This is a genomic window from Streptomyces sp. HPF1205 (assembly GCF_020400825.1).
Classification (GTDB): Bacteria; Actinomycetota; Actinomycetes; order Streptomycetales; family Streptomycetaceae; genus Actinacidiphila.
Window position 1 is genome coordinate 38,239 of the sequence record NZ_JAINVH010000034.1, and the last position, 25,077, is coordinate 63,315.

A 25,077-nucleotide genomic window follows, 5' to 3' on the forward strand; every position below is an offset into this window, starting at 1 on the left:
GAGTCTAGCGGCCAACTTGAGGTGTTCCTCAACTTTTCCGGAAACGTAGAATCGCCGCATGGCCACCCCGCGCCCCTTGCGCCAGGACGCGGCGCGCAACCGCGAGCGTCTGGTGCGCGCCGCCCGCGACGTCTTCCGCCGCAAGGGCCTGGACGCCCCCCTCGACGAGATCGCCCGGGAGGCGGGCGTCGCGATCGGCACCCTCTACAACCGGTTCCCGACCCGCGGCGAACTGGTCGACGCGGCCCTCTCACCCCTGGCCCAGCAGGCGGTGGAGATCGCCGAGCGGGCGGCGGTCGCCGACGACCCGTGGGACGGCTTCGCGTCGTTCATGGAGGAGAGCTGCGAACTGCTCGCCGGCAACCGCGGTTACACGGACGTGCACCGCTCGCGACTGCCCGGCACTCCCGTCATCGACGCCGCCCAGCACCGCCTGGCGGTGCTGAAGAAGACGATCGTGACCCGCGCCAAGGCCGCCGGTGTCCTGCGGGCCGACCTCGAACCCTCCGATCTCGCCCTCCTCACCTGGGGCATCGCCGGAACCGCCCGCGCCACCCGCGAGGTCGCCCCCGACGCGTGGCGCCGCCACCTCGCCCTCCTGCTCGACGGCCTGCGCCCCGAAGCGGCCCACCCCCTCCCCGTCCCCCCGCTGACGGGCAAGCAGCTCCGCGGGGCGACACCCGGCTGAGCCGCCCACCCCGACGGGCGCCGCGACCGCCGACCGGCACCATGACTGCCGACGGGCGCCGTGCGGCGGAACCGCTCCACAGGTTTCCCGTGGACACTGGGGGCGGCACGGGAGAGGGGCGGTGGGGGATGCGGGTGCTGGTGGTCGAGGACGACGAGGAGATGGCGCAGGCGGTGGCCGTGGGGTTGCGCCGTGCGCGGATGGCGGTGGATCTGGCGTACGACGGGGCGGTGGCGCTGGAGCGGATGCTGGGGGCCGACCGCGAGGCGTACGACGTCGTGGTGCTGGACCGGGATCTGCCCGGAACGCACGGCGACGCCGTGTGCGCGGCGCTGATCGAGGCCCGGTGCCGCAGCCGGGTGCTGATGCTCACCGCCGCGGCGACGGCGGACGACATCGTGGACGGGCTGGGGCTGGGCGCCGACGACTACCTGCCGAAGCCGTTCGACTTTCCCGTCCTGGTGGCCCGGATCGCCGCGCTGGCCCGCCGGGCGCATCCCGCGGTGCCGCCCTTGGTCCGGTGCGGCGACGTCGTGGTGGACACCGCGCGGCGCACCGCGGTCCGGGCCGGGCGCGAACTCGCCCTCACGCCCAAGGAGTTCGGAGTCCTCGAACTGCTGCTGGCCGCCGGGGGCCGCGCGGTGTCCGCCGAGGAACTGCTGGAGCGGGTCTGGGACGAGGCCGCCGACCCGTTCACCAGCGCCGTGAAGGTCACCGTCAGCCGGCTGCGGGCCAAGCTCGGCGATCCGGCGGTCATCGACACGGTGGCCGGGGCCGGCTACCGGATCCGAGGAACCGTTCCGGACCGGCGAGTACGGCGCTGGACCCGGCCTGAAGCCTGAAAGGGCACCGCACTCGTATGCCCGAACAGCTCCACGGAACCGCCGACGGAACCGCCCGTGACACCGCCCGCTCCCAGGTACCCGGACCGCGCGGACCGCGTGGACTTCGTGTCCTGTCCGCGCTCCGCGACCGCGTCGTTCGCCCCGGCCCGCCCCGCCGTACCGTACGGCTGCGGCTGACCGCCCTGTACGGCGGGCTGTTCCTGGTGTCCGGCGCCGCGCTCCTGGCGGTCACGTACGGCCTGGTGGTCGGCGCCGTCGACCGGCCGCCGACCGTCGTGAGGCACGCGGTGACCGTGCCGCCCGGCGCGGGCGCGTACCCGGGTCCGGCGCCCGACCCGCGGACCGGTCCGGCGCCCGTCCCGACGGCCCCCCTGGACGACTCCCTGCGCAAGGACGTCCAGCGGACCGTGGACCGTCAGAAGTCCGACCTGCTGCACACCCTGCTGGTCCAGTCCGGGATCGCGCTGGGCCTGATGTCGCTGACGTCCGTGCTGCTCGGCTGGATCGTGGCCGGCCGCATTCTGCGCCCTCTGCGGACGATCACCGCCACCGCGCGGGACATCTCGGTCACCAGCCTGAACCGGCGGCTCGCGCTGGACGGCCCGCGCGACGAACTGCGGGAGCTGGGCGAGACGTTCGACGCGCTGCTGGGCCGGCTCAACCGTTCGTTCCAGGCGCAGCGGCAGTTCGTCGCCAACGCCTCGCACGAGTTGCGTACGCCGCTGGCCCGCCAGCGCGTGCTCGGCCAGGTCGCGCTGGCCGACCCCGAGCCGACCGTGGAGTCGCTGCGCACCGCCCACGAACGGATACTGGTCGCGGGCGACCAGCAGGAACGGCTCATCGAAGCGCTGCTCACCCTCGCCCGCGGCCATGCGGGCATCGACGAGCGCCGCCCGTTCGACCTGGCGCGGCTCGCCGAGGAGGCGGTCGCCGGACACGGTACGGGGGCGCGCGAGCGGCGGGTGGCGCTGCGTCCGTCCGCCGGCGAGGCCGTGGCGTCCGGCCACCGGGCACTGGCCGAGCGCCTGGTCGCCAACCTGCTGGACAACGCGATCCGCTACAACGTGCCCGGCGGCCACGTCGAGGTCACCACGGCGACGACGGCCGGCCGCGCCGTCCTCACCGTCGCCAACACCGGCCCCATCGTGCCCGAGGACGCCGTCGAGCGCATCCTGCTGCCCTTCCAGCGCCTCGACCCGGCCCGCCCCGCCCGCGGCCCCCGTACCAACCCGTCGCAGGGCCTCGGCCTGGGCCTGTCCATCGTCGCCGCCATCGCGACCGCTCACGACGCCCCGCTCACCGCGGCCGCACGGCCCGGCGGCGGACTGGTCGTCACCGTCGCGTTCCCCAGCGCGGTCGGGCAGGCAACGCAACCGTCGTGAAACCGCCCGCTCTGTAGAACTCGACCGGCGCCACCGCACCGCACGCGGCGGCGCCGATCCCCTGCGAACGACGTCGAGTTCAGGAGCGCTCCGCATGAACCGCAAGAGCGACGACACGCCCACCCGCCCGGCCCCCGCCACCGGTACGCCCGCCACCGACACGCCTACCAACGGGAGGCCGCCCGAGACACCCGCCGGCGGGCCGACGCACCGCCCGTCCGGCCACCGCCGGATCGGGCTGACCCGCAAGCGACGCGTGCTGGCCGCGACAGGGGCCGCCGTCCTGGCCGGGAGCGTCCTCGTCACCCGCATGACGGCCTTCGCCGACCCCTCGGCCACCACTACCACCACCACGACCACCGCCGACCGGCCCGCCGCCTGCGAACGGCAGAACCCGGCCCAGCCGCAGCCGCCCACGCAGGATCCGGCCCCCACATCGGTCAGCACGGTCGAGCAGACGTACTACTGCGTCTTCGGCAACTACTACGGCGGTTCGCGACTCGACGACCGCCCGCTGCTGCAGTACGCCTTCCAGGCCGTCGTCAAGGAACTGCGCAAGCGCGGGCTCGACCAGCCGGACGCCGTACTGCCAGCGCTGACCGGCGACCGCGACGAGGACTGGTCACGCTTCGCCGCGCGGCTCCAGCAGGTGCTGGACGCGCTGCCCGTCTCGGGCCCGGCCGCGGGCACGGACGGCGGCCGGGCGCTGCGCTCGTCCCTCGCGCTCACCGCGATCCAAGGGATGATCTCCGCTCTGCACGACAACCACGCCGGATACGTGGGCCCGGGCACGACAGGCGGCCCCACGCCGGCCGCACCCTCTTGGGGTCTGGGCATCAGCCTGAACATGACCACCCCGCCGGCCGAGACCGCACCGGACTTCACCGGGCCCCTCTTCCTCACCGCGGTCGGCGAGGGCACCCCCGCAGCCGCGGCCGGACTCAAGCCGGGTGACATCGTCGAATCGGTCGACGGCGTCCCGGTCTTCACCGGCGGCAAGCTCAACCCCGGGGTCGTGGACCTGCTCCACCCGGCGCCCGCGCAGCGGACCACGGTCACCATGACCGTACGCAGGCCGGTGACCGGCCGGACCCGGCACGTGCGCCTCGTCCCCGGCACGCTGCCCGCGCAGCCGCAGCCCCACGTGGACGCCCGTCTGATCGACGGCGGCATCGCCGACATCCGCTTCGACGCCTTCTACCCGGGCCTCGCCCAGGACGTCCTCAAGGCCGTCGCCGGCCTGCGGGCGACCACACCCACCGAGATCACCGGCATCGTCTTCGACCTACGCGGCAACCACGGCGGAATCGCCCAGGAAGGAAACGTCCTGCTGGGGGCCTTCGTCCACAACGCCACTGTGGTGTCCTTCTGCGACGCCGACGGCGCTTGCGTTCCGCAGCGCGTGGACGACAGCACCCCCCTGCTGCAGCTGCCCATGGTCACACTCACCGACGACGGATGCGCCTCCGCCTGCGAAGTGTTCGCGACCGGAGTCAAGGACCTGCACCTCGGCACCCTCGTCGGCACACGTACCGCAGGCGTCAACGCCGGCCCCGCCTTCCTGTACGCGCTGAACGACGGCAACCTGATCCGCATGCCCTCGCAGCACGTGGTCGGCGCGAACGGCGAGATCATCGACGGCGTCGGCGTCCCCCCGGACCACTACGCCCCGCTGACCGCGGCGGACCTGTCCGGCGGCAAGGACCCGTCCCTCGACAAGGCGGTGTCGCTGCTCACGCCGTGACATCCCGGGCCGCTGGGCCGCTGGCCGCTGGAGCCTTGGCGACGGTCTTGAACCGCCAGGACCGTCGCCGCCGTCCAGAGGCCCGCCTCCACGTTGCGCACGTTGGTGCCGTTGGTGCCGTTGGTGGCGTCGGCGGCGTTGAGGGCTGTCAGGGCTTGGCCGAGGCGGTGCCCACCTCGGCCCAGACGCACTTCCCCGGCCCCTCCCGGTCGGCCACCCCCCATCGCGACCCGGTGAGCGCGTCCACGAGCGCCAGCCCGCGCCCGCTCTCCTCGTCCGCCCCGGCTGCCCGTACCTCCGGCTTGACCTCCCTCGCGTCGTGCACCTCGATCCGCACCCCGTCCGCCCGCCGTACGAACCTGGTCCCCACCTCGCGCCCCTTGACGTGCCCGTGCACCACGGCGTTCGTCATGAGCTCCGACAGTACGAGCCCGGCCACCTCCGCGAGCGCCGCCATCCCCCATGCGTCCAGCACCCTCCCCAACTCCCGCCGCGCCCGCCCCACACTCCTGGGCGTCGCCGCCCACAGGGTGAGCACCGGGGGTGCGTCCACCCTGGGACCGCCAACGGTTCGCCGCTCGCCGACCGGCCCGGGGGAGCGGCGCTGAGGGATTGCCTGTTCTTCCATCGTGGTGCCTCCGTTGGGCCGCGCGACGGCGACCCGCGTACGTGTGCGTGCGTGCCTGTGCCGTAAGGGGAGTTGAGGGTGTGTGCGACCAGCTTCGAACACTCTGCGCGAGTGCTCGACTGCACAATGTGAGCAACTGGCTGTAAGCGTGGCACTGTTGGCGTTACGGTGGCAGGGATTGAGCCGAATTCTGACTGCCAACTTCCGGAGCGGACTTCCGCGTTCCAGCGCAGACCGGCCGCTCCACCGCGGGTCTTCTGCCGACGGGCAGAAAGGTGCTTGCCCGCGTGGAAGTCCCGCCCACAGACTGAACATCGCGCAGAGGAGTACCCGGATGATCACTGACATCGAGGCGGCGACCCCCGCCCTCTGCCGTCTGCAGCTCGGCAGTGAACTGCGTCAGCTCCGCATGGCCGCCGGCATCAAGGGCGCCACCGTATGCAAGAAGCTCATCTGGAGCCCTTCGAAGCTGACCCGCCTGGAGACCGGGGAGAACGCCGCCGTCGAGACCACCGACGTGATGGGCCTCTGCGAGATCTACGGAGCCGACCCGGAGACCCGCGCGCGTTTACTCGGGTACGCGGCGGTCACGAAGACCCGCAAGGACTGGTGGGCGACGCCGGAGTACCGCCCTGTCATCGGGCCGGGATTCAGGGCGTACCTGGACCTGGAGGCGACGGCAACGTCAGTTCAGACGTATCAGTCCGAGTTCGTGCCGGGCTTGCTGCAGACCGAAGGATACGTCCACGCGATTTACCAATGGGCTGGTCGTGGGCTCCCGGACGCAGATGCCGAGCGTATGGCGGCTGTCCGGGCGACGCGTAGGCAAGTCCTCCGCCGCCCGGACTCCCCGCTCAAGTTCACGGTCATCATCAATGAAGCCGTGCTGCGCCGCCGCGTTGGGAGCGTTCAGGTCATGCGCGACCAGTTGACCCACATCGTCGATGCGGCGGAGTCCTCGCCGAACGTCCGCGTGCAGGTAGTTCCGTTCAGCGCGGGCGCTCACCCAGGGATGGACGGTTCGTTCGTGCTACTCCAGTTTCCCGAATTCCTCGCCCTGAAGCCGATGGTCTACCTCGAAAACCGCGTGGACGCTGTGGTCAAACGCAGTGACAGTGACGTCGAGCGCTACCAGGACGTGTTCTCCGACCTCCGGGCCTTTGCCTCGGGACCGCAGGAGTCCCTGAGCATGATCAAGGAAGCGATCAAGGAGCATTGATACCGATGACGATCAAGGCGGACGCGCTGACCGGCGCCCACTGGTTCAAGTCCAGCTACAGCAACGACCACGGCGGCGAATGCGTTGAGGCCGCCCGCTTCACCGGCACCGAGCAGTGGTTCACGTCCAGCTACAGCAACGCCCAGGGCGGCGAATGCGTCGAGGGCGCCCGCCTGGCCGAAGGCGGAGGGATGGCCGTCAGGGACTCGAAGAACCCCGGCGGCCCCGCCCTGCTCTTCACCCCCACGGAGTGGACCGCCTTCACGACGGCGATACGCAACGGCCAACTGCCCGCCGTCTGATCGGCCCCACCACGGCCCCACCACCGCCCCCGCCCCCGTACCGTCACCGTGCCGCCGGGAGCGGGGCCGCGGGCCACCGAGAGGTGCGGGTGGAGCGCGTGCGTGTCGACGGGCAAGGGGAGCCCGGCACTTGTACGGTGAGCCAGTCCCGCACATTCCCTCGCAACGGCGACAAACGGCAACACTTCATGACGGATGAATCGAAGGGCCCGCCGGGCACGAGGCGTTCTCGCGTGCGCAACCTCGACACGTGGAAATTCGTGATCCAGGTGGCGGTCGCGGTGGTGGGCATCGTCTCCCTCCTCCTGGTCTTCACGGAGGCGTCGATCGCCCGCAAGGAGGCGCAGGACAGCGCCAGTCAGGTGGAGGCGTCCAGGCTGGACGAGCTCTACCGGCCGCTGCTCGACATGGACGAGTTCTTCAGTTCCGCGGACAACCGGAACATCAACCTGCTGTGGCGGAACCACACGCGTTTCAGCGAGGTCGGCGACCCGGCAGTACGAGCACAGCTGAAGCAGACGAACGTCTGGTCCCTCGACTACTTCGAGTACGTGTACACCAACCTCATCCGGCTGGTCGACTGCGCCCCGGCGGACGGGCATTTCATCCTCCGGGGATCCCCCGAGGACAAGGGGAAGTGCCCGCAGTGGACCGAATGGAGCGAGAGCTTCTACCGGAATTTCCAGAACCCCAATCTCTGCTCGACCCTCCACGCCCTGGTGAGCTTCTACGACGTGCGAATGGTGGCCGCCCTCCGCAGAATCGGGGCCTGCTCCGCCTGAACCGGGGACGCCGCGAGCGTGGGACCCCTCATCCACGAAACTGCGCCGATGCAGGGCGATTGTAAGCTACGTCTCGCAATACGGCACGCCGCGCGGGTCCATTCGAGTCAAGTAACAGAAATCTCTCGCCCGACAGCAGGACGCTGACTACGCTTGAATCCAAACGTCACCGAACATCAGTCCATGGAAAACGGGGACCCATCATGGCGCAACCTGGCGTTCTGTTCGTCAATGCCCGCATCTTCCGCGGCGGCGAGAATCCAGAGTACCGGTGGATCGAAAAAGGCTACCTGGCGGTGCATCCATCAGGGTGGATAGATTGTCTCGGCGAAGGAGAACCGTCCTCCACGTACAATAATTACGAGCGCATTGAGTGCGGCGGGAAGACCCTGACCCCAGGATTTCATGACGCACACGTCCATCCCATTGGTTTCGGATTGGCGCTGACCGGGAAAACGTGCGTACTGTCCGGCGTTTCCAGGGATGATTACAAGGCGGCTGTCGCTCGGTATCAGAAAACCAACCCCGAGGGTGTCATCGTTGGCGGCGGTTGGGCCATGGAGGCTTTCGCGGATACCGGTGGGTGGCCCGATCGGAGGTTGCTCGACGACTGGATCCCGGACGGTCGCCCGGCATTCCTCCAAAGCAGGGACGGGCATTCGACATGGTTCAATACGGCAGTGCTGAAAGCCTGCGGACTGTCATCGAACACGCCGGATCCGGAAGGCGGATGGTTCACGCGGGATCCCGACGGGACGCCGGCGGGTGTCGCACATGAATGGGCTCAACGTCTGGAACCGAAGGATCCGGAGCAGTTCAACACAAAGCCCTTCACTCTGGACGAACTGGTGGAGGCCCTGGTGGCGGCACAGAACCAGCTCCTGTACCCCCACGGCATCACCGGCTGGCAGGACGCCCTGGTGGACCACGAATCGCCGCCCGCGTCGAGTGCGGACGCCTATGCCGAAGCAAAGGAAAAAAATCGACTGACCGGCCGTGCTTCATGCGCTCTGACCTGGTACTGCTGGCAAAACAATAAAATCGATGAGCAAATCGCCGGCTTGGAGAAAGTCCGGGATAAGCTCCAGGGACAAGGCGTCAGGGCTGACACGGTCAAGATACTTCTCGACGGCATCGTGGAATCGTATACTGCGGCCCTGAACGAGCCCTACAACGTCCCGGAGGAACAGAACCCCGTACCTGGCGGAAGCGGCGTACTGCATGTGCCGCTGCACGACGAGCGCGATGACATGCTCACCGTCATCGTGAAGAAGCTGGCGGAGAAAGACTTTAACTGCCACTTCCACGCCATAGGCGACAGGGCGGTGCACGCAGCTCTCAGCGCCGTGCGGGAGGCAAAGGGAAGCGGGGTGCGGCCTCGCGATAAGATCGCCCACCTCCAGGTCGTCGCCCCTGAGGACATCAGCGGTTTCAACGGCAACGCAATCGCGACCATCCAGCCGATATGGGCGTGCCACGGCAAGCAGATGGACACGTACAACATCCCCGTCATCGGCGACAAGCGCACACTCCAGCAATATCCATTCCGTTCGCTCATCGAAAACGGCGCAGTGCTGGCTGCCGGGTCCGACGGTCCCGTCAGTATGCTGTCCGGCCACGGAAACTGGCCCACGAGCAGCGTCGACCCGATAGCCGGAATCTACGTCGCGATGACACGCCGACCGCCCGACGAGGAGCGCGAGGCACTCGCTCCCGCAGACCAGGTTCTCTCCCTGTCCGATGCCCTCAACGCCTACACCTACGGCTCGGCGTACGCGGCCGGTGACGACGCGACCCAGGGCACTCTGGACGAAGGCAAGATCGCCGATCTGGTCATCCTGAACAGTCAACTTTCCGCTACCAGCAGTGCCACGGACGTGAAGGCCACGCGGGTCTGGCGGACATATATCGGCGGACAACAGGTGTATGAGGCCCCCTCTTGAGCCCACGCGGTGGTTGTGAGTGCTTTCCGTGCTGCCTTTCCGGGCTCGTCACCGGCCCGGAAGGCCGCCTGCTGTGGCTCTCGCCCGCCCTGCCGGGCCCATGACCTGACCGCCTCCCGCACCCACCGCACCGTCCGGATTCGGGAGCGCCAGGCTGCACGGTGACCCACTCCACGCGGGCGCGTGAGGCAGATCTCATCCCCCATTCGGGTGAACGCGCGACCGCCTCATCGTTTCTGCCCAAAACCGTTGGCATATGTTCGCGGCATGGTCCGCTCATCGCACGAGAGTATGCATCGCATCTTCGGGGAGGACTTTGCACTGTTCGCAAAGTCTTCCCCATGGCTTGACGTTCTGTTCGCTCAGCCCCGCACGGCAACCCCGCTGCCCACCGACGTCACCGAATTCAAGGTGCTGGAACGCCGGGTGGATCTGCTGCTCGACATCGAGGGGGTGGACGGCACCAGTTACGTCCTCGCAGTGGAGGCCCAGGGGCGAAAGGACATGGACAAGTCCAGCAGCTGGGCGTACTACGCGGCCTACCTCCAGGCGAAATACCGCAAGCCGCCCGTCCTCCTGGTCGTGTGCCAGGACGAATCCACCGCCCGCTGGGCCGAGCGGCCCATGGATCTCGGCCCACCACAGTGGCCGACCCTCACCCTGCGGCCTCTCGTCCTCGGCCCGCACAACCTCCCCTTGATCACTGATCCCACGGAAGTCCAGAAGGACGTGTCGTTCGCCGTCTTGTCGGCGATGGTTCACGGCAGGAATCCGCAGGTGGAAGAGGCATTGCGGGCGATCGTATCCGCGACCAAGGACGCGGAAGAAGCTCCTGTCACCTTCCTGGATATTCTCGAACTCGGCCTTGTCGGCACCCCCGCAGCTCAGATTTGGGAGATACTTATGACCATGGACACATCCATGCTTCGGGGCAGCATCGCCAGGAGCCTTCGCGAGGAGGGCCAGGCCCAAGGCCAGGCCCAAGGCCAGGCGTGGGCTCTGCTGCGGCTGCTCGAGTTCCGGAAGGTCGAGGTGACCGCTGCCGAGCGTGAGCGGATCACCGCTTGTATGGACCCGGACGTCGTGGAGCGGTGGTACGTCCGTGCGTTCACCGCCGAGCGTGGCGAAGACATCTTCACCGAGGGCTGATCGACCCCCTTTGTGCCCTGGACACGGCGGGAGCGGGCGGAGACGTGGGGGGCCCAAGTGCTGCCTCCTACATGCGGGCCAACTGTTTCTGCAGCAGGGATGTCGCCGTGACCGCAGGACCGGTCGGCTGGGGCGCGGGCCACCCCGCCATTCGAGTGAAAGCCCACCTCTGGGGGACATTTGTGACCATGGACACATCCATGCTTCGGGGCAGCATCGCCAGGAGCCTCCGCGAGGAGGGCCAGGCCCATGGTGCGGCGCGCGCTCGGGCGAGGGATCTTCTGCGGCTGCTCGAGTTCCGCAAGATCGAGGTGACCGCGGCCGAGCGTGAGCGGATCACCGCTTGCATGGACCCGGAGGTCCTGGAGGGGTGGTTCGACCGTGCGTTCACCGCCGAGCGTGGCGAGGACATCTTCACCGAGGGCTGATCGCCCCCTCGGCGTCATGGCTGGGGTGGTCGGCCGGCCTCCGCCGCCGCCCTTGCGGTGCCAAGCCGGTGAGCGTCCCCGGCGCCAGTTCCGCACCACCGTCGTCTTCGATGGCGAACCCGACCTCGCAGCTCGTGCGAAGGAGATCGTCCGGCAAGCCTGGACCGGTGAGGAACCTCAGAGCGCGTGATCGCCGCCGGTCCCGTTCACTGCCCGCCCTGTGGACACGGCGGGAGCGGGCGGAGACGTGGGGGACCGAAATGCTGCCGCATATTTGTGGGCCAACCGTGCCAGAAAGCAACGGAAAACCAGCACGGCCCGTAAATATGCGATTTCGGGCCCCCGCGGCGGAGGCCGCGACCCCCCCGCACCGACGCCCAGCCCCCCCGCGCCGACGCCCGCCCCCTCCCGCGCGACCGGACCTCGTACGCCGCCCTGTAACTCGACGACGGTCCCGGCGCGTTGATCGAGCAGGGGGGAATTCCTCCTCCACGGGGAGAGCCGGAAGGGGAGCGCCGTGACAGTCAAGCGGAGGATCGCCGGGGGAGTGGCCGGGGTCGGTGCGGTCGTGATGGCGGTGAGCGGGCAGGCCGTCGCCGCACCCGCGAGCGGTGGGGGGTGGACCGAGACGTCGACCGGCCAGGTGTCGGTGATGACCGTGGCCCAGCAGGGGCCGTTCGTGACGTGGGCGGGCGGCGCCGCCGTCAGCACGGATGCCCAGGGCGTCACCAGGTTCACGCCCACCGTGTACGAGCGGGACCTCGAACACGGCGGTACCTGGCGCGACGTGCCGCTGCAAGGCGCCGACGCCTGGGACAGCAGGATCAACGACATGGCCCTGCCCGCCGACGGCTCGGGGTTCTTCGTCGGCGACCAGGGAACGGGCGACCAGGGCGTACTCGTCGGGCGCTATACGGCCGGCTCCTGGCGGCTGACCGCCGACACCTCCCTGCCCGCCGGGACCGTGGACGCGAGCCTGCTGTCGGTGAGCGCGGCCTCCGGGCAGGACGCCTGGGCGGTGGGCCAGGGATACGAGCAGGACACGTGGACGATGATCCCCCTCGTACAGCACTGGGACGGCCGGCGGTGGCGGTCCGTGCGGATACCGGGTTCGGCGGACTGGGGGCTGTACCAGGTGCAGGAGCTGTCACCTGACGACGTGTGGGTCGTCGGAGCGGACTACGGCACTGGGCAGTCCCTCGCGCTGCACTGGAACGGGCACACCTGGACCCGGACGCCGACCCCCGCCTTCCCCGACTCCTCCGTCCTCTTCGACGTCGTCGCGCGCACGCCGTCCGACGTGTGGGCGGTCGGCTGGTCGCGGGACACCGACAAGCAGCGCCCCGCGGGGCTTGCCCTGCACTGGGACGGCACCGCGTGGAAGGAAGTCCCCCTGCCCGCCGGCACGTTCGCGCTGCAGGCCGCGGCCCTGCGGCCGCACGGCGGGCTCGCGGTCGTGGGCGGCAACGACGACGCGGCCGTCGGCCTCGCCTGGGCGCCCGGCACGGGCTGGCAGTCCCTCGGCCTGCCCGAGAACGACCCGAGCCTGCCGCTGGGCGTCGCCTCCATCACCGCCAGCGGCTCGCACCTGACCATCGGCGGCTGGCACTACGTCTCGGCCGACACGGGCGACACGTTCAGCAGCGGCGCCCTCCTGACGAGGTAGCGAGCCCGACCGGAGAGAGGGGAGAAGGGGGGAACCTTTCGCGCCTTCCGCTCCTCCTGGCATGCCGAAGCGGGCCCCGAGGGGGCCCGACCGAGGCGAGAGGTGCTCCCATGGCAACGTCGAACGCGATCCCGGCCGCGACCGAGGAGGGCGCGGCCGGACCGGCGGCGGGCAGACCGCTGCCGCACGCGGAAGGGGCGGAACACCGCTGGGTGGAGGCACGCGGCATCCGGCTGCATGTCGCGGAGTACGGGACCGGCACGCCGGTCCTCCTGCTGCACGGCTTCCCGCAGCACTGGTTCGCCTGGCACCGGGTCGCCACCGTGATGGCCGAGGAACGGACGGGACAGGTGACCGCGGGACGGACGTCCGCGGAACGGACGGGACGGACGACCGCAGGTCAGCCGGCCGCCGGTCACCGCCTGATCTGCCCTGACCTGCGCGGCTTCGGCTGGTCGGAGCGGACCCGCCGGGGTTACGACATCGACGGCCTGGCCGACGACATGCTGGCGCTGCTGGACGCGCTCGGGCTGCGCCGGGTGGGCCTGGTGGGGCACGACTGGGGCGCCCATGTGGCCCTGCGGCTGTGCCTGCGGGCACCGGAGCGGTTCACCGGTTACCTGGCGCTCAACACACCCCACCCGTGGGCCGGGCAGCGGGCGATCCTGCCGAACGTGTGGCGCCAGTGGTACACCGCGTTCGTCGAGTACCCGGTGATCGGCCGGGCCGTGCTCCGCCACTGGCCGGGTTTCACCCGCTTCCTGCTGCGCCACCAGGCAGCGGACCGCTCGGTCTGGCCGGACGCGGAGCTCACGGAGTTCGCCGCCGCCGCCCGGGCCGCCGCGCACGCCGGGCAGGCCATGTTCTGGCAGTACGTGGTGCGCGAGATCCCGGCGCTGCTGCGCGGTACGCGGCGCGGGCAGCGGCTGACCGTTCCCACCGTGCTGCTGGGAGGCGGGCGGGACATCGTGTTCCCGCCGTCCATGCTCGCCGGGGACGGCAGCCGCGCGGACGACCTCACCGTACGGATCGTGCCGGGCGCCGGGCACTTCCTGCCCGTGGAGGACCCGGGCGCGGTCGCCGAGGCGATGAAGGAGCTCTTCGCACCCCAACACCAGGGGCGCCCGGGGCGCCCGGGCCACTGAACGCGACCCGGACCCTCACGGCCGCGCGGCCGCCCGCAGCGCGACCTTGCGGATGAAGGCCCGGGCGCGGCGGCCGCCCCCGAGGGCGTAGACCCGCTGGGCCGGCCGCAGGGCGGCGGGACGCGCGGCGCCGAGTACGGCGAACCGCGTGCCGTCGCCCTCCGGTACGGCCGCCATGCCGCCCACCACGAGGCGGGACTGCATCAGGCACCAGCCGGGGGCGAGCCGCACGTCGAAGCCGGTGCGCAGGCCGAGCGGGCCCACCGCCAGCGCGTGCTTGCGATCGGCGTCGCCCGGCGGGACGCGGAACTCGCGCAGCAGCGGCACGAGGTGCGGCAGCTCGCCCGCCAGGTCCGACGCGACCGCCCACACCTTCTCGTACGGCAGCTCCAGGCGCTGCTCCGCGTACAGGGTGGTGTGCAGTCCGGCCGCGATCAGCCGCAGCCTGGCCACCGTATCGACGTTCATTGCCGCCACGCCTTCCGAAAGGCCGAACGGGCGCGGTGCAGCCGGGACTTGACCGTGCCCGGCGGGACGCCCAGAACCTCGGCCGCGCTCGCCTCGTCGAGCCCTTCGAGCTCGCGCAGGACCAGGACGGCGCGGTGCCGGGCGGGCATCCGCGCCAGGACGTCCCGTACCTGCGCCGGCAGTTCGCCGTCACCGGCGTCGGCGAGACCGCGCAGCCGGGCGGCCTCGCCGGGGTCGACGGACCGCTCGGCGGCCGTCCGCCGTGCCACCCGCACCGCTTCCCGCACGGTGAGGGTGCGCGCCCAGGCGTAGAACGCCCGCGGATCCCGCAGTCCCCGCAGGCCCACGAAGATCGCGGTGAGGGCTTCCTGGACGGCGTCCTCCGCGTCCGACAGGGCGATGGGCCGGCACAGCCGGGTCACGTACGGGGTCACCGCGGCCAGCACCTCGTCCATCGCCAGCGCGTCGCCCGCCCGTGCCGCCCGCACCAGTGGGGCCAACGCGTCCCATGGCGGCCGGTGTTCTCCCGCGGAGCCGTCCATCTCCGGGAGACTACCGCCGCGATCCCGGCCGCCGCGCCGGAACCCGGGGAGCCGTCAGCGGAATTCGGCGGCGTGGGCGGTGGCCCACTCGCGGAAGGTGCGCGGGGGCCGGCCGGTGAGGTCCTCGACGGTGGGCAGGACCGGGGCGTCGTCGAACTCGCCGTCGGCGAAGAAGCGGAAGAAGGCGTCGACGTACGGAGCGGGCATGGTGGCGCTCATCTCGGCGCGGGCCTCGTCGTCCGGCCGGCCCTCGAAGCGCAGTGGCAGGCCGAGGACGTCGGCCAGGACCGCGGCGCGCTCCTCGGGGAGCAGGGCCTCGGGGCCGCTGAGGGAGTACGCCTGCCCGTAGTGCTCGGGGCGGCCCAGGACCGCCGCCGCGACGGCCGCGATGTCGTACGGGTCGATGACCGCGATCGGCACCCCGGCGAAGGGCTCGCGGATGACGTCGCCCGCGTGGATCTGCTCGCGCCACTGGAACGTGTTGGACATGAACCCGCTCGGCCGCAGCACCGTCCACCCGGTGCCGGAGGCGCGCACGGCGGCCTCGGAGTCCAGGTGCATCCGCACCACCGCGTTGTCCGGCTTCCCGCCGACCACCGAGCGCGACGTCAGCAGCACCACGTGCGCGACCCCGGCCTCCCGTACCCGCTCCAGCAGGCCGGGCATGTCGGCGAAGCCGGGCAGCAGGAAGACACCGGTGACGCCCTCAAGCGCCGGACCGAGGCCGTCCGGCCGGTTCAGGTCCCCGGCCACCACCTCCACCCCGGCCGGGGCGGCGTACCGCTGCGGCTCGCGGACCATCGCCCGCGCCGGCCGCCCCTCCTCGGCGAGCCGCCGCACCAGTTCGCCCCCGACGTGCCCCGAGGCCCCCGTCACCAAGATCATCGCTCTGCCCTTCGCCGATCTGCCGACCCGTCAGCCCATCCTGGCCCGATCCTGCCTCCTGCCGCGGAGGACGGCCACCGACTTAACCGGTTGCGCGACCGGGCGCGGCGCGCTCCTGGAAGCGCCGGGGCCGCGCCGCCCGCCGCGGAAATCCGTTACGGGCAGCCGCCGGGCCGCCGGCAGGGGCGGTAAGGCAGGGGGCGGAACAGGGGTCCCGCCCGGGCTCCGCCATGGGAGGCTGAGGGGCGCCACGGGGGCCGCAGGACACGATCACTCGGTCGCCGGGGCTCGCGGGAGCGTGTCCGTCCGGCGACGTCCGGTAGTCTGATCAACTCCCGAGGATGATCCCGTACGCGCCGATCGGGCAGCTCCCACGGAATCCGCGGCACCGCATTTTTTCGTGATCAGGCAAGAGGAGCCGATCGTGGGGCATACGCTGACTGAGGTGAACGACTCCCCTGAAGCGCCGTCCGAGACGTCCGGCCAGGCCAGAGGGGCTGCCGGGGCGTTCGCGGCAACCCCTGCGCCTGCTCCCGCCGCCGCTGACGGCGCCGCTCCCGCAGCTCTCGCCGGTGCCCCCGTACCCGGCGAATCCCTGCTCCCCGAGGACCTGCGCGCCGAGCTGACCGAGTTCCGGCGCGACCTGCACCGCAACCCCGAGCTGGGCCGGCAGGAGTTCCGCACCACCCAGCGGGTCAAGGAGCGGCTGGAGCGCGAGGGGCTCAGCCCGCGGGTGCTGCCCGCCGGGACCGGCCTGGTCTGCGACATCGGTCCGCAGGACGCGACGCGGGGACGCCTGGCGCTGCGCGCCGACCTGGACGCGCTGCCGGTCCCGGACACCAAGGACGTGCCGTACCGCTCAAGCGTCGAGGGCCGGGCGCACGCCTGCGGGCACGACGCGCACACCACCATCGTGCTGGGCACGGGCATCGTGCTGGCCCGGCTGGCGAAGGAGGGCCGGCTCAAGCGGCCGGTCCGCCTGGTGTTCCAGTCGGCGGAGGAGGTCATGCCGGGCGGCGCGCTGGACGCGGTCAAGGCGGGCGTCCTGGAGGGCGTCGAGCGGATCCTCGCGCTGCACTGCGACCCCAAGACCGAGGTCGGCCGGATCGGGCTGCGCCCGGGCCCCATCACCTCGGCCGCGGACAAGATCAAGCTGTCCCTGGACGGGCCCGGCGGCCACAGCGCCCGCCCGCACCTGACCACGGACCTGGTGATGGCCGCCGCGAAGCTGGCCACCGAGCTGCCGGCCGCGCTGACCCGCCGGGTGGACCCGCGGGCCGGGCTGAGCATCGTGTGGGGCCGCATCCAGGCCGGCCACGCGGCCAACGTCATCCCCCAGCACGCCGAGCTGGAGGGCACCGTCCGCTGCCTGGAGCTGGCCGCATGGCACGACGCGCCAGACCTGGTGCACGAGGTCATCGACCAGGTCGCGTCGATCTACCGCGCCAAGTGCGAGATCACGTACCAGCGCGGGGTGCCCCCGGTGGTGAACGAGGCGGAGTCCGTCGAGCTGCTGCGGGACGCGATGACGGCGCGATTCGGTGCGCATACCGTGGAGGACACCGAGCAGAGCCTGGGCGGCGAGGACTTCTCGTGGTATCTGGAACGGGTACCGGGCGCGCTCGCGCGGCTCGGTGTGCGTACGGTCGGCGATACGACGAAGAGGGACCTGCATCAGGGTGACTTCGACCTGGACGAGGGCGCGCTCGCGGTCGGCGTGGAGCTTTTCGCCACGGCGGCGCTGCTGTCGTGACCAGGGCGGCCGCCCGCCGGGGACGGTCCCCCGCGACCCCGGCGCCGCCCGCGGCCCCGGGCGTGGTCACAGCTCCGGCTCAGGCTCCGGCCCCGGCTGCGCCCGCTGCCCCGTCCGCGGGCGCCCCCGTCCCGTGCTGACGGCGCGTGAGCCCTCGGCCACGCCCCCTTCACCTGGCCGAAATGCGTCGATCCGATAACGGGTCTTCATTCCGCCTTTACCTGACATCTACGCGCGTTAAGCTCCGAGCTTAGCCAGCGCCGGACGGGGCGCTTCCAACTGAAGGGGAACCCTCTTGCGCCGGGTATCCAAGATCGCAGCGGCGGGTGTGGTGTCCGCGGCCCTCGCGCTGACCGCTACTGCTTGTGGCAGCAGTTCCACGTCCAGCAGCAGTGACGGTGGGAAGAAGGGCGTCGGCATGGCGTACGACGTCGGCGGCCGCGGCGACCACTCCTTCAACGACTCCGCGGCCCGCGGCCTCGACAAGGCCGACAAGCAGTTCGGCCTGAAGTCCAAGGAACTCACCGCGAGCAACGGCGAGACCGAGTCCGACCGTGAGCAGCGGCTCGACTCGCTGGCCGCCGCGGGCTACAACCCGGTCGTCGCGGTCGGCTTCACCTACGGCGACGCCGTGACCAAGATCTCCAAGAAGTACCCGAAGACGACGTTCGGCATCGTCGACTCGGTGGTGCCCGGCAGCAACGTCGACAGCATGACGTTCGCCACCGAGCAGAGCTCGTACCTCGCGGGTGTGGCCGCGGCGCTGAAGAGCAAGTCCGGCAAGGTCGGCTTCATCGGCGGCGTGCACAACCCGCTGATCGGCACGTTCCAGGCCGGCTTCGACCAGGGCGTGCACGACACCAAGCCGTCCGTGAAGGTCACCGACCAGTACCTGTACGAGACGGACACCAAGGGCTTCAACGACCCGACCACGGCGCAGAGCAAGGCCCAGGGCATGCTCGACCAGGGCATCGACGTGATCTACACCGCGGCCGGCCTGTCCGGTGACGGCTCGATCCAGGCGGTGGCGGGCAAGGCCGGCGCGTGGGCGATAGGCGTGGACTCCGACCAGTACCAGGACCCGGCGCTGGCGAAGTACAAGGACCACATCCTCACCTCCGCGATCAAGAACGTGGACGTGGCGACGTTCGACCTGATCCAGGCCGTCCACGACGGCAAGTCGAAGACCGGCACCAACACGTACACGCTGGCCAACGGCGGTGTGTCGCTGGCCACCTCGGGCGGTTTCCTCGGCGACGTCCAGTCGCAGATCGACGCGGCCAAGCAGAAGATCGTCTCCGGTCAGATCAAGGTCAAGAGCGCGCCGTGACCCCTCGCGGGTGAACGGTCGTGATCGTGAGGCTCGGTGGGGGTACGTGAGCTGCCCCCGCCGAGCCTCGATCACTGTCCGGTCACCGGACGGAACACTACGCGCGTAGAGCCAACTTTCCGCGATACGTTCACCCTCGTCCGTCCGTCCGATCCCCTCGCCACCCCGGGCCCGGGCCCGAGCCCAGCCGGGCCCCGGGCCCTGGGCACGAGCCCCGAACCACCCGAGCCTTTCCCCCGAGGAGAGTGCGCCATCAACGCGTCCACGAGTCCACCCGCGTCCGCCGGCGCGCCGACCGGTGCGCCCGCCGTCGAGCTGCGCGGCATCACCAAACGGTTCCCCGGCGTCGTCGCCAACCACGACATCGACATCACCGTGCGCGCCGGCACGGTGCACGCCCTCGTGGGCGAGAACGGCGCCGGCAAGTCCACCCTGATGAAGATCCTCTACGGCATGCAGAAGCCGGACGAGGGCACCATCGCGATCAACGGCGAGCAGGTCGTGCTGCACGACCCGGGCGACGCCATCGCCCGCGGCATCGGCATGGTGCACCAGCACTTCATGCTCGCCGACAACCTCACCGTGCTGGAGAACGTCGTCCTGGGCAGCGAGAAGCTGTACGGGATCGGCGGCCGGGCGAAGGCCAGGATCCGCGAGATCTCCGAGGCGTACGGCCTCGGCGTCAAGCCCGACGCGCTGGTGGAGGACCTGGGCGTCGCCGACCGGCAGCGGGTGGAGATCCTCAAGGTCCTCTACCGCGGCGCGCGCATCCTCATCCTGGACGAGCCCACGGCCGTCCTGGTGCCGCAGGAGGTGGACGCGCTCTTCGAGAACCTGCGCGGCCTGAAGTCCGAGGGCCTGACCGTCATCTTCATCTCGCACAAGCTGGGCGAGGTGCTCTCGGTCGCCGACGAGATCACCGTCATCCGGCGCGGCACCACCGTCGGCAGCGCCGACCCCGCGTCCACCACCACCAAGCAGCTGGCCGAGCTGATGGTCGGCAGCGAGCTGCCGTCGCCCGAGACCCGCGAGTCCACGGTCACCACCGAGGCGATGCTCACCGTCGAGGGCCTGCGGCTGGCCGCCGTGGACGCCGAGGGCGTCGAGCGCGTCCTGCTGGACGACATAGGCTTCACCATCCACAAGGGCGAGGTGCTGGGCATCGCCGGTGTGGAGGGCAACGGCCAGGCCGAACTCGTCGAGGCGATCATGGGCATGCGCGCCTTGGACGGCGGCTCCGTGGTCCTGGACGGCCGGGACATCTCGCGCGTCCCCACCCGGCGGCGGCGCGAGGACGGCATCGGCTACATCCCCGAGGACCGCCACCGGCACGGCCTGCTGCTGGAGGCGCCGCTGTGGGAGAACCGCATCCTCGGCCACGTCACCGAGCGCCCCAACAGCAAGGGCTTCCTGATCGACCCGGGCGCCGCCCGCCGGGACACCGAGCGGATCGTCGCGGAGTACGACGTCCGCACCCCCGGCATCGAGGTCACCGCGGCCTCGCTGTCCGGCGGCAACCAGCAGAAGCTCATCGTCGGCCGTGAGATGAGCCACCTGCCCAAGCTGCTGATCGCCGCGCACCCCACGCGCGGCGTGGACGTCGGCGCCCAGGCCCAGATCTGGGACCAGATCCGCGAGGCGCGCCGCGAGGGGCTGGCCGTCCTGCTGATCTCCGCGGACCTGGACGAGCTGATCGGCCTGTCCGACACGCTGCGGGTGATGTACCGCGGCCGGCTGGTCGCCGACGCCGACCCGGCGACCATCACCCCGGAGGAACTGGGCTCGGCGATGACCGGTGCCGCCACGGGCCACCTCCAGGCTCCGGCCGGCGCCCCCGGGAAGTCCCTCGGGACCACCGCGGCCCCGGGCCCGGGCGCCGCGCCGGGCGACCTCGCGTACGAGTCGGGGGGAGAGGACCGATGAAGAAGTTCGACAAGGAGCGCGCGCTCCTGGCGATCGCCGCGCCCGTGCTGGCCGTGATAGGCGCGCTGGTGGTCACCTCGCTGGTGCTGCTGGCGACCGGCAAGGAACCGTTCAACGCGTTCCACGTGATGATCAGTTACGGCGACAAGACCAACAGCCAGGTCTACATCCTCAACAAGGCGACGACGTACTACCTGGCGGGTCTCGCGGTGGCGATCGGCTTCCGGATGAACCTGTTCAACATCGGTGTGGACGGCCAGTACCGGCTCGCCGCGTTCTTCGCGGCCGCGGTCGGCGGCGCCATGTCGATCCCCGGCGTGATCCAGATCCCCGTCGTCATCCTCACCGCCATGGCGGTCGGCGCGCTCTGGGCGGCCATCGCCGGTGTGCTGCGGGTCACCCGCGGGGTGAGCGAGGTCATCTCCACGATCATGCTCAACTCGATCGCGGGCATCGTCATCGGCTACTTCCTGCAGGACGGCCGGCTCGGCGTGCTCGACAAGAACGCCAACATGGTCTCCACCAAGCCGATCCCGTCCGGCAGCCACCTGTTCAACTTCTCCACCAACGGCGGCGCGGTCGACGGCTTCATCGTGTTCGCCGTCGTGGCCGGGGCGCTGTACTGGTTCGTGCTGAACCGCACCCGCTTCGGTTTCGACCTGCGTACGGTGGGCCGCTCGGAGTCCGCCGCCGAGGCCAGTGGCGTGAGCGTCAAGCGGATGATCGTCACCAGCATGCTGATCTCCGGCGCGATGGCCGGCCTGGTCGGCATGCCCACGCTGCTCAACGAGTCGTACCAGTACAGCACCGACTTCCCGGTCGGCATCGGCTTCACCGGCATCGCGGTGGCCCTGCTCGGCCGCAACAACCCGATCGGCATCGCGGTCGGCGCGCTGCTGTGGGCGTTCCTCGACCGGGCCGCCAACGGCCTGGAGTTCGAGGGCTACGACCTGGAGCTGGTCGGCGTGATCCAGGGTGTCATCGTCCTCGCGGTCGTCATCGCGTACGAACTCGTGCGCCGGTACGGCCTGACCCGCCAGCAGCGCCAGGTCGGCGCGGAACTCGCGGCGGCCGCCGCTTCCGGTTCTGACAAGCAGGAGGTGACGGCGTGACTGCCACCGCAACCCAGACCCCACCGCCGGCCGCGCCCCGTGTCTCGGGGGCGCCGCGCGGGCGGGTGAGGATGACCTTCCCCGTCGTCCTGCTGATCGTGGCGGCCTCGCTCGTCGCGGTCTCGGCCGTGCGCGCCATAGCCGGCGCCCACGACGTGACCTCCTCGGGGCAGATCGCCGGCGCCCTGTCCAGCGCCGTGCCGATCGGCCTCGCGGGCCTGGCCGGCCTGTGGTCGGAACGCGCGGGCGTGGTCAACATCGGCCTCGAAGGCATGATGATCTTCGGCACGTTCTTCGGCGCCTGGGCGGGCTGGCAGACCAACCCCTGGCTCGGGGTGCTCGCCGGCGTCCTCGGCGGCGCGCTCGGCGGCCTGGTCCACGCGATCGTCACCGTCACCTTCGGCGTCGACCACATCGTCGCCGGTGTCGCGATGAACATCCTGGCCGCGGGCGTCACCGCGTTCCTGGCCAAGCGCCTGTTCACCGGCGCCGACGCGGCCTCGAAGGGCGGCACGCCCAAGCAGTCCCCGCCGATGGACGACATCAAGAACTTCACCGTGCCGGGCCTGTCGCACTGGCTGGCCACGATCGAGAAGCACCACTGGTTCCTGGTCTCCGACCTGGCCGGGATCGTCGGCGGCCTGGTCACCCACATCTCGGCGCTCACGCTGCTGTCGGTGGCGCTGTTCGTGCTCACCTTCTTCGTGCTGTGGCGCACCCCGTTCGGGCTGCGGCTGCGCTCGTGCGGCGAGAACCCGGCGGCGGCCGAGTCGCTGGGCGTGAACGTGTACACGTACAAGTACCTGGCCGTGATCATCTCGGGCGGGCTCGCCGGGCTCGGCGGGGTGTTCCTGGCCATCGGCACGCACTTCTACCTGGCCGGGCAGACCGGCGGCCGCGGCTACATCGGCCTGGCGGCCATGATCTTCGGCAACTGGCGCCCCGGCGGCCTGGCCATGGGCGCCGGCCTGTTCGGGTACGCCGACAGCCTGCAGCTGCGCAACGGCGGCTCGTCCGTGCACGCCCTGCTGCTCCTGCTGGCCGTACTGCTGCTGGTCATGGCGCTCTGGCGGTTCTACCGCGGCGCGCGCGTGGCTCCCGCGATCTCGCTGGGCTTCGCCGTGCTGCTGACGATCTGGTACCTGACCACCGACTCCGTCCCCGACCAGGTCGTCCAGGCGACGCCGTACGTGGCCACGCTGCTGGTCATGGCGCTGTCCGCGCAGCGCCTGCGGATGCCGAAGGCGGACGGGATCCCGTACCGGAAGGGACAGGGGACATGACGCCGACGCCGTCCGCGACGCCCGCCGCCGGGGACGGCGTCGACTGGGAGGCACTGCGGGACGCCGCGCGCACGGTCCGCGAGCGGGCGTACGTGCCGTACTCGCACTACCCGGTCGGCGCCGCGGCGCTGGTCGACGACGGGCGGGTGGTCGTCGGCTGCAACGTGGAGAACGCGTCCTACGGGGTCGGGCTGTGCGCCGAGTGCGGCCTGGTCTCGGCGCTGCACGCCTCCGGCGGCGGCCGCCTGGTCGCCTTCACGTGCGTCGACCTGCGCGGCGACGTGCTGATGCCGTGCGGCCGGTGCCGCCAGCTGCTGTGGGAGAACGGCGGGCCCGGCCTGCTGGTCGACACCGTCCGGGGGGTGCGCGGCATGCGCGAGGTGCTGCCGGACGCCTTCGGTCCGGAGGACCTGGAGCGGTGACGGCCCGGTCAGGGCCCGATGCGAACCGGGAGCCCCGGTGAGTCCCCGACCGGCCACCGGCAAGTCCGCGACGCACGACCGACGCACCACCGACGCACGACCGACGAACCACCGATGAACCACCCTTGAGTCAGCGACGAGCGAGGAAACCCAGGACGCCATGGACGCCATTTCCGTCATCCGTACGAAGCGGGACCGCGGCCGGCTCAGCGACGAGCAGATCGACTGGGTGATCGACGCCTACACCAGGGGCGCGGTCGCGGACGAGCAGATGTCCGCGCTGGCCATGGCCGTCCTGCTCAACGGCATGGACCGGGCCGAGATCGCCCGCTGGACGGCCGCGATGATCGCCTCGGGGGAGCGGATGGACTTCTCCGGGCTGACCCGGCCCACCGCCGACAAGCACTCGACGGGCGGCGTCGGCGACAAGATCACCCTGCCATTGGCGCCGCTGGTGGCCGCGTGCGGCGCCGCCGTACCGCAGCTTTCCGGGCGCGGCCTCGGCCACACCGGCGGCACCCTGGACAAGCTGGAGTCCGTCCCCGGCTGGCGGGCGTCGCTGGCAGGCGACGAGATGCTGTCCGTACTCGACGAGGTCGGCGCGGTGATCTGCGCGGCCGGGGACGGGCTCGCCCCGGCCGACAAGAAGCTCTACGCCCTGCGGGACGTCACGGGCACGGTCGAGTCGATCCCGCTGATCGCCTCCTCGATCATGTCCAAGAAGATCGCCGAGGGCACGGGCTCGCTGGTGCTGGACGTGAAGGTCGGCTCCGGCGCCTTCATGAAGTCCCTGGCGGACGCGCGGGAACTGGCCGCCACCATGGTGGGGCTCGGCACCGACCACGGCGTGCGCACCGTCGCGCTCCTCACCGACATGTCCGTCCCGCTCGGCCTGACCGCCGGCAACGCCCTCGAAGTGCGCGAGTCGGTCGAGGTGCTGGCCGGCGGCGGCCCCGCGGACGTGGTCGAGCTGACCCTCGCGCTGGCCCGCGAGATGCTCGCCGCCGCCGGGCTGCCCGACGCCGACCCGGCCAGGGCACTCGCCGACGGCTCCGCGATGGACGTGTGGCGCCGCATGATCCGCGCCCAGGGCGGCGACCCCGACGCTCCCCTCCCGGTCGCGCGCGAGACGCACGTGGTGACGGCGCCCTCCTCCGGCGTCCTGGCCTCCCTGGACGCCTACGCGGTCGGCGTGGCCGCCTGGCGCCTGGGCGCGGGCCGCGCCCGCAAGGAGGACCCCGTGCAGGCCGGCGCGGGCATCACCCTGCACGCCAAGCCGGGCGACGAGGTGACCGCGGGCCGGCCCCTGCTGACCCTCCACACGGACACCCCGGAGAAGTTCGCCTACGCCGAGGAGGCCCTGGCGGGCGCGTTCACGGTCTCCCCGGCGGGCACGGACGTCGCCAGGACCCCGCTGATCCTGGACCGCATCGCGTAG

23 protein-coding genes and 1 pseudogene are annotated in these 25,077 nt (G+C 71.1%); 20 read left to right on the forward strand and 4 right to left on the reverse strand.

Annotated elements, in window-relative coordinates; genetic code table 11:
* Positions 1-58: 58 nt before the first annotated feature.
* The 4 genes from K7G61_RS29060 to K7G61_RS29075 all read left to right on the forward strand — a co-directional run bounded on the left by K7G61_RS29060 (position 59) and on the right by K7G61_RS29075 (position 4,659).
* Positions 59-688 carry a TetR/AcrR family transcriptional regulator gene (locus K7G61_RS29060; protein ID WP_225849996.1) on the forward strand — a complete coding sequence of 210 codons (630 nt, stop codon included), beginning with the start codon at positions 59-61 and terminating at the stop codon, positions 686-688.
* Positions 689-816: 128 nt separating this feature from the next.
* Complete coding sequence (locus K7G61_RS29065) at positions 817-1,530, forward strand: response regulator transcription factor (protein ID WP_225850050.1); 714 nt, start codon at positions 817-819, stop codon at positions 1,528-1,530.
* A 17-nt stretch (positions 1,531-1,547) separates the two neighbouring features.
* Positions 1,548-2,915 (forward strand): HAMP domain-containing sensor histidine kinase, encoded by a 1,368-nt coding sequence (locus K7G61_RS29070; RefSeq protein ID WP_225849997.1) that lies wholly within the window; start codon positions 1,548-1,550, stop codon positions 2,913-2,915.
* Between the two features lie 94 nt (positions 2,916-3,009).
* Positions 3,010-4,659 carry a S41 family peptidase gene (locus tag K7G61_RS29075; RefSeq protein ID WP_225849999.1) on the forward strand — a complete coding sequence of 550 codons (1,650 nt, stop codon included), beginning with the start codon at positions 3,010-3,012 and terminating at the stop codon, positions 4,657-4,659.
* 148 nt (positions 4,660-4,807) lie between these two features.
* Here the strand turns inward: K7G61_RS29075 and K7G61_RS29080 are convergent, their stop codons facing one another.
* On the reverse strand, positions 4,808-5,287 hold the full coding sequence (locus tag K7G61_RS29080) for an ATP-binding protein (protein ID WP_225850001.1): 480 nt from the start codon (positions 5,285-5,287) through the stop codon (positions 4,808-4,810).
* Between the two features lie 334 nt (positions 5,288-5,621).
* Here K7G61_RS29080 and K7G61_RS29085 point away from each other — a divergent pair, with 334 nt between their 5' ends.
* From K7G61_RS29085 to K7G61_RS29120, 9 genes and pseudogenes are all read left to right on the forward strand, one after another.
* Positions 5,622-6,506, forward strand: coding sequence for a helix-turn-helix transcriptional regulator (locus K7G61_RS29085; RefSeq protein WP_225850002.1), 885 nt, complete (start codon positions 5,622-5,624; stop codon positions 6,504-6,506).
* Positions 6,507-6,511: 5 nt separating this feature from the next.
* Positions 6,512-6,808, forward strand: coding sequence for a DUF397 domain-containing protein (locus K7G61_RS29090; protein WP_225850003.1), 297 nt, complete (start codon positions 6,512-6,514; stop codon positions 6,806-6,808).
* 233 nt (positions 6,809-7,041) lie between these two features.
* Complete coding sequence (locus tag K7G61_RS29095; protein ID WP_225850004.1) at positions 7,042-7,590, forward strand: hypothetical protein; 549 nt, start codon at positions 7,042-7,044, stop codon at positions 7,588-7,590.
* Between the two features lie 203 nt (positions 7,591-7,793).
* The gene (locus K7G61_RS29100; protein ID WP_225850005.1) at positions 7,794-9,533 is read left to right on the forward strand and encodes an amidohydrolase; all 1,740 of its coding nucleotides are present in this window, start codon (positions 7,794-7,796) and stop codon (positions 9,531-9,533) included.
* 44 nt (positions 9,534-9,577) lie between these two features.
* Positions 9,578-9,686, forward strand: a pseudogene (locus K7G61_RS37395) (IS5/IS1182 family transposase); the annotation flags it as partial.
* Between the two features lie 114 nt (positions 9,687-9,800).
* The gene (locus K7G61_RS29105) at positions 9,801-10,682 is read left to right on the forward strand and encodes a hypothetical protein (RefSeq protein ID WP_225850006.1); all 882 of its coding nucleotides are present in this window, start codon (positions 9,801-9,803) and stop codon (positions 10,680-10,682) included.
* Positions 10,683-10,870: 188 nt separating this feature from the next.
* Positions 10,871-11,110 carry a hypothetical protein gene (locus K7G61_RS29110; RefSeq protein WP_225850007.1) on the forward strand — a complete coding sequence of 80 codons (240 nt, stop codon included), beginning with the start codon at positions 10,871-10,873 and terminating at the stop codon, positions 11,108-11,110.
* 517 nt (positions 11,111-11,627) lie between these two features.
* Positions 11,628-12,776: a hypothetical protein gene (locus K7G61_RS29115; protein ID WP_225850008.1), complete on the forward strand. Its 1,149-nt coding sequence runs from the start codon at positions 11,628-11,630 to the stop codon at positions 12,774-12,776.
* Positions 12,777-12,886: 110 nt separating this feature from the next.
* On the forward strand, positions 12,887-13,921 hold the full coding sequence (locus tag K7G61_RS29120) for an alpha/beta fold hydrolase (protein WP_225850009.1): 1,035 nt from the start codon (positions 12,887-12,889) through the stop codon (positions 13,919-13,921).
* Positions 13,922-13,936: 15 nt separating this feature from the next.
* On the opposite strand, the gene K7G61_RS29125 is transcribed toward K7G61_RS29120, so the two are convergent.
* Genes K7G61_RS29125 through K7G61_RS29135 form a run of 3 tightly spaced genes read right to left on the reverse strand, consistent with a single transcriptional unit; the run spans position 13,937 to position 15,816 of the window.
* Positions 13,937-14,389 (reverse strand): hypothetical protein, encoded by a 453-nt coding sequence (locus tag K7G61_RS29125; RefSeq protein WP_225850010.1) that lies wholly within the window; start codon positions 14,387-14,389, stop codon positions 13,937-13,939.
* Positions 14,386-14,931, reverse strand: a complete 546-nt coding sequence (locus tag K7G61_RS29130; protein WP_225850011.1) for an RNA polymerase sigma factor — start codon at positions 14,929-14,931, stop codon at positions 14,386-14,388. The genes K7G61_RS29125 and K7G61_RS29130 overlap by 4 nt, the downstream gene beginning before the upstream one ends.
* Positions 14,932-14,985: 54 nt before the next feature.
* Entirely contained in the window at positions 14,986-15,816 is an 831-nt protein-coding gene (locus K7G61_RS29135; RefSeq protein WP_225850012.1) for an NAD(P)H-binding protein, read from the reverse strand.
* 595 nt (positions 15,817-16,411) lie between these two features.
* Here K7G61_RS29135 and K7G61_RS29140 point away from each other — a divergent pair.
* From K7G61_RS29140 to K7G61_RS29170, 7 genes are all read left to right on the forward strand, one after another.
* Positions 16,412-17,569, forward strand: a complete 1,158-nt coding sequence (locus K7G61_RS29140) for a M20 family metallopeptidase (RefSeq protein ID WP_225850051.1) — start codon at positions 16,412-16,414, stop codon at positions 17,567-17,569.
* A 295-nt stretch (positions 17,570-17,864) separates the two neighbouring features.
* Entirely contained in the window at positions 17,865-18,899 is a 1,035-nt protein-coding gene (locus tag K7G61_RS29145) for a BMP family protein (protein ID WP_225850013.1), read from the forward strand.
* 252 nt (positions 18,900-19,151) lie between these two features.
* Complete coding sequence (locus K7G61_RS29150) at positions 19,152-20,822, forward strand: ABC transporter ATP-binding protein (protein ID WP_225850052.1); 1,671 nt, start codon at positions 19,152-19,154, stop codon at positions 20,820-20,822.
* Complete coding sequence (locus K7G61_RS29155) at positions 20,819-21,934, forward strand: ABC transporter permease (RefSeq protein WP_225850014.1); 1,116 nt, start codon at positions 20,819-20,821, stop codon at positions 21,932-21,934. The genes K7G61_RS29150 and K7G61_RS29155 overlap by 4 nt, the downstream gene beginning before the upstream one ends.
* A complete protein-coding gene (locus K7G61_RS29160) occupies positions 21,931-23,217 on the forward strand; it encodes an ABC transporter permease (RefSeq protein ID WP_225850016.1) in 1,287 nt (428 codons plus the stop codon). Before K7G61_RS29155 ends, K7G61_RS29160 begins: the two co-directional genes overlap by 4 nt.
* Complete coding sequence (locus K7G61_RS29165; RefSeq protein WP_225850017.1) at positions 23,214-23,639, forward strand: cytidine deaminase; 426 nt, start codon at positions 23,214-23,216, stop codon at positions 23,637-23,639. Before K7G61_RS29160 ends, K7G61_RS29165 begins: the two co-directional genes overlap by 4 nt.
* A 160-nt stretch (positions 23,640-23,799) precedes the next feature.
* The gene (locus K7G61_RS29170; RefSeq protein WP_225850019.1) at positions 23,800-25,077 is read left to right on the forward strand and encodes a thymidine phosphorylase; all 1,278 of its coding nucleotides are present in this window, start codon (positions 23,800-23,802) and stop codon (positions 25,075-25,077) included.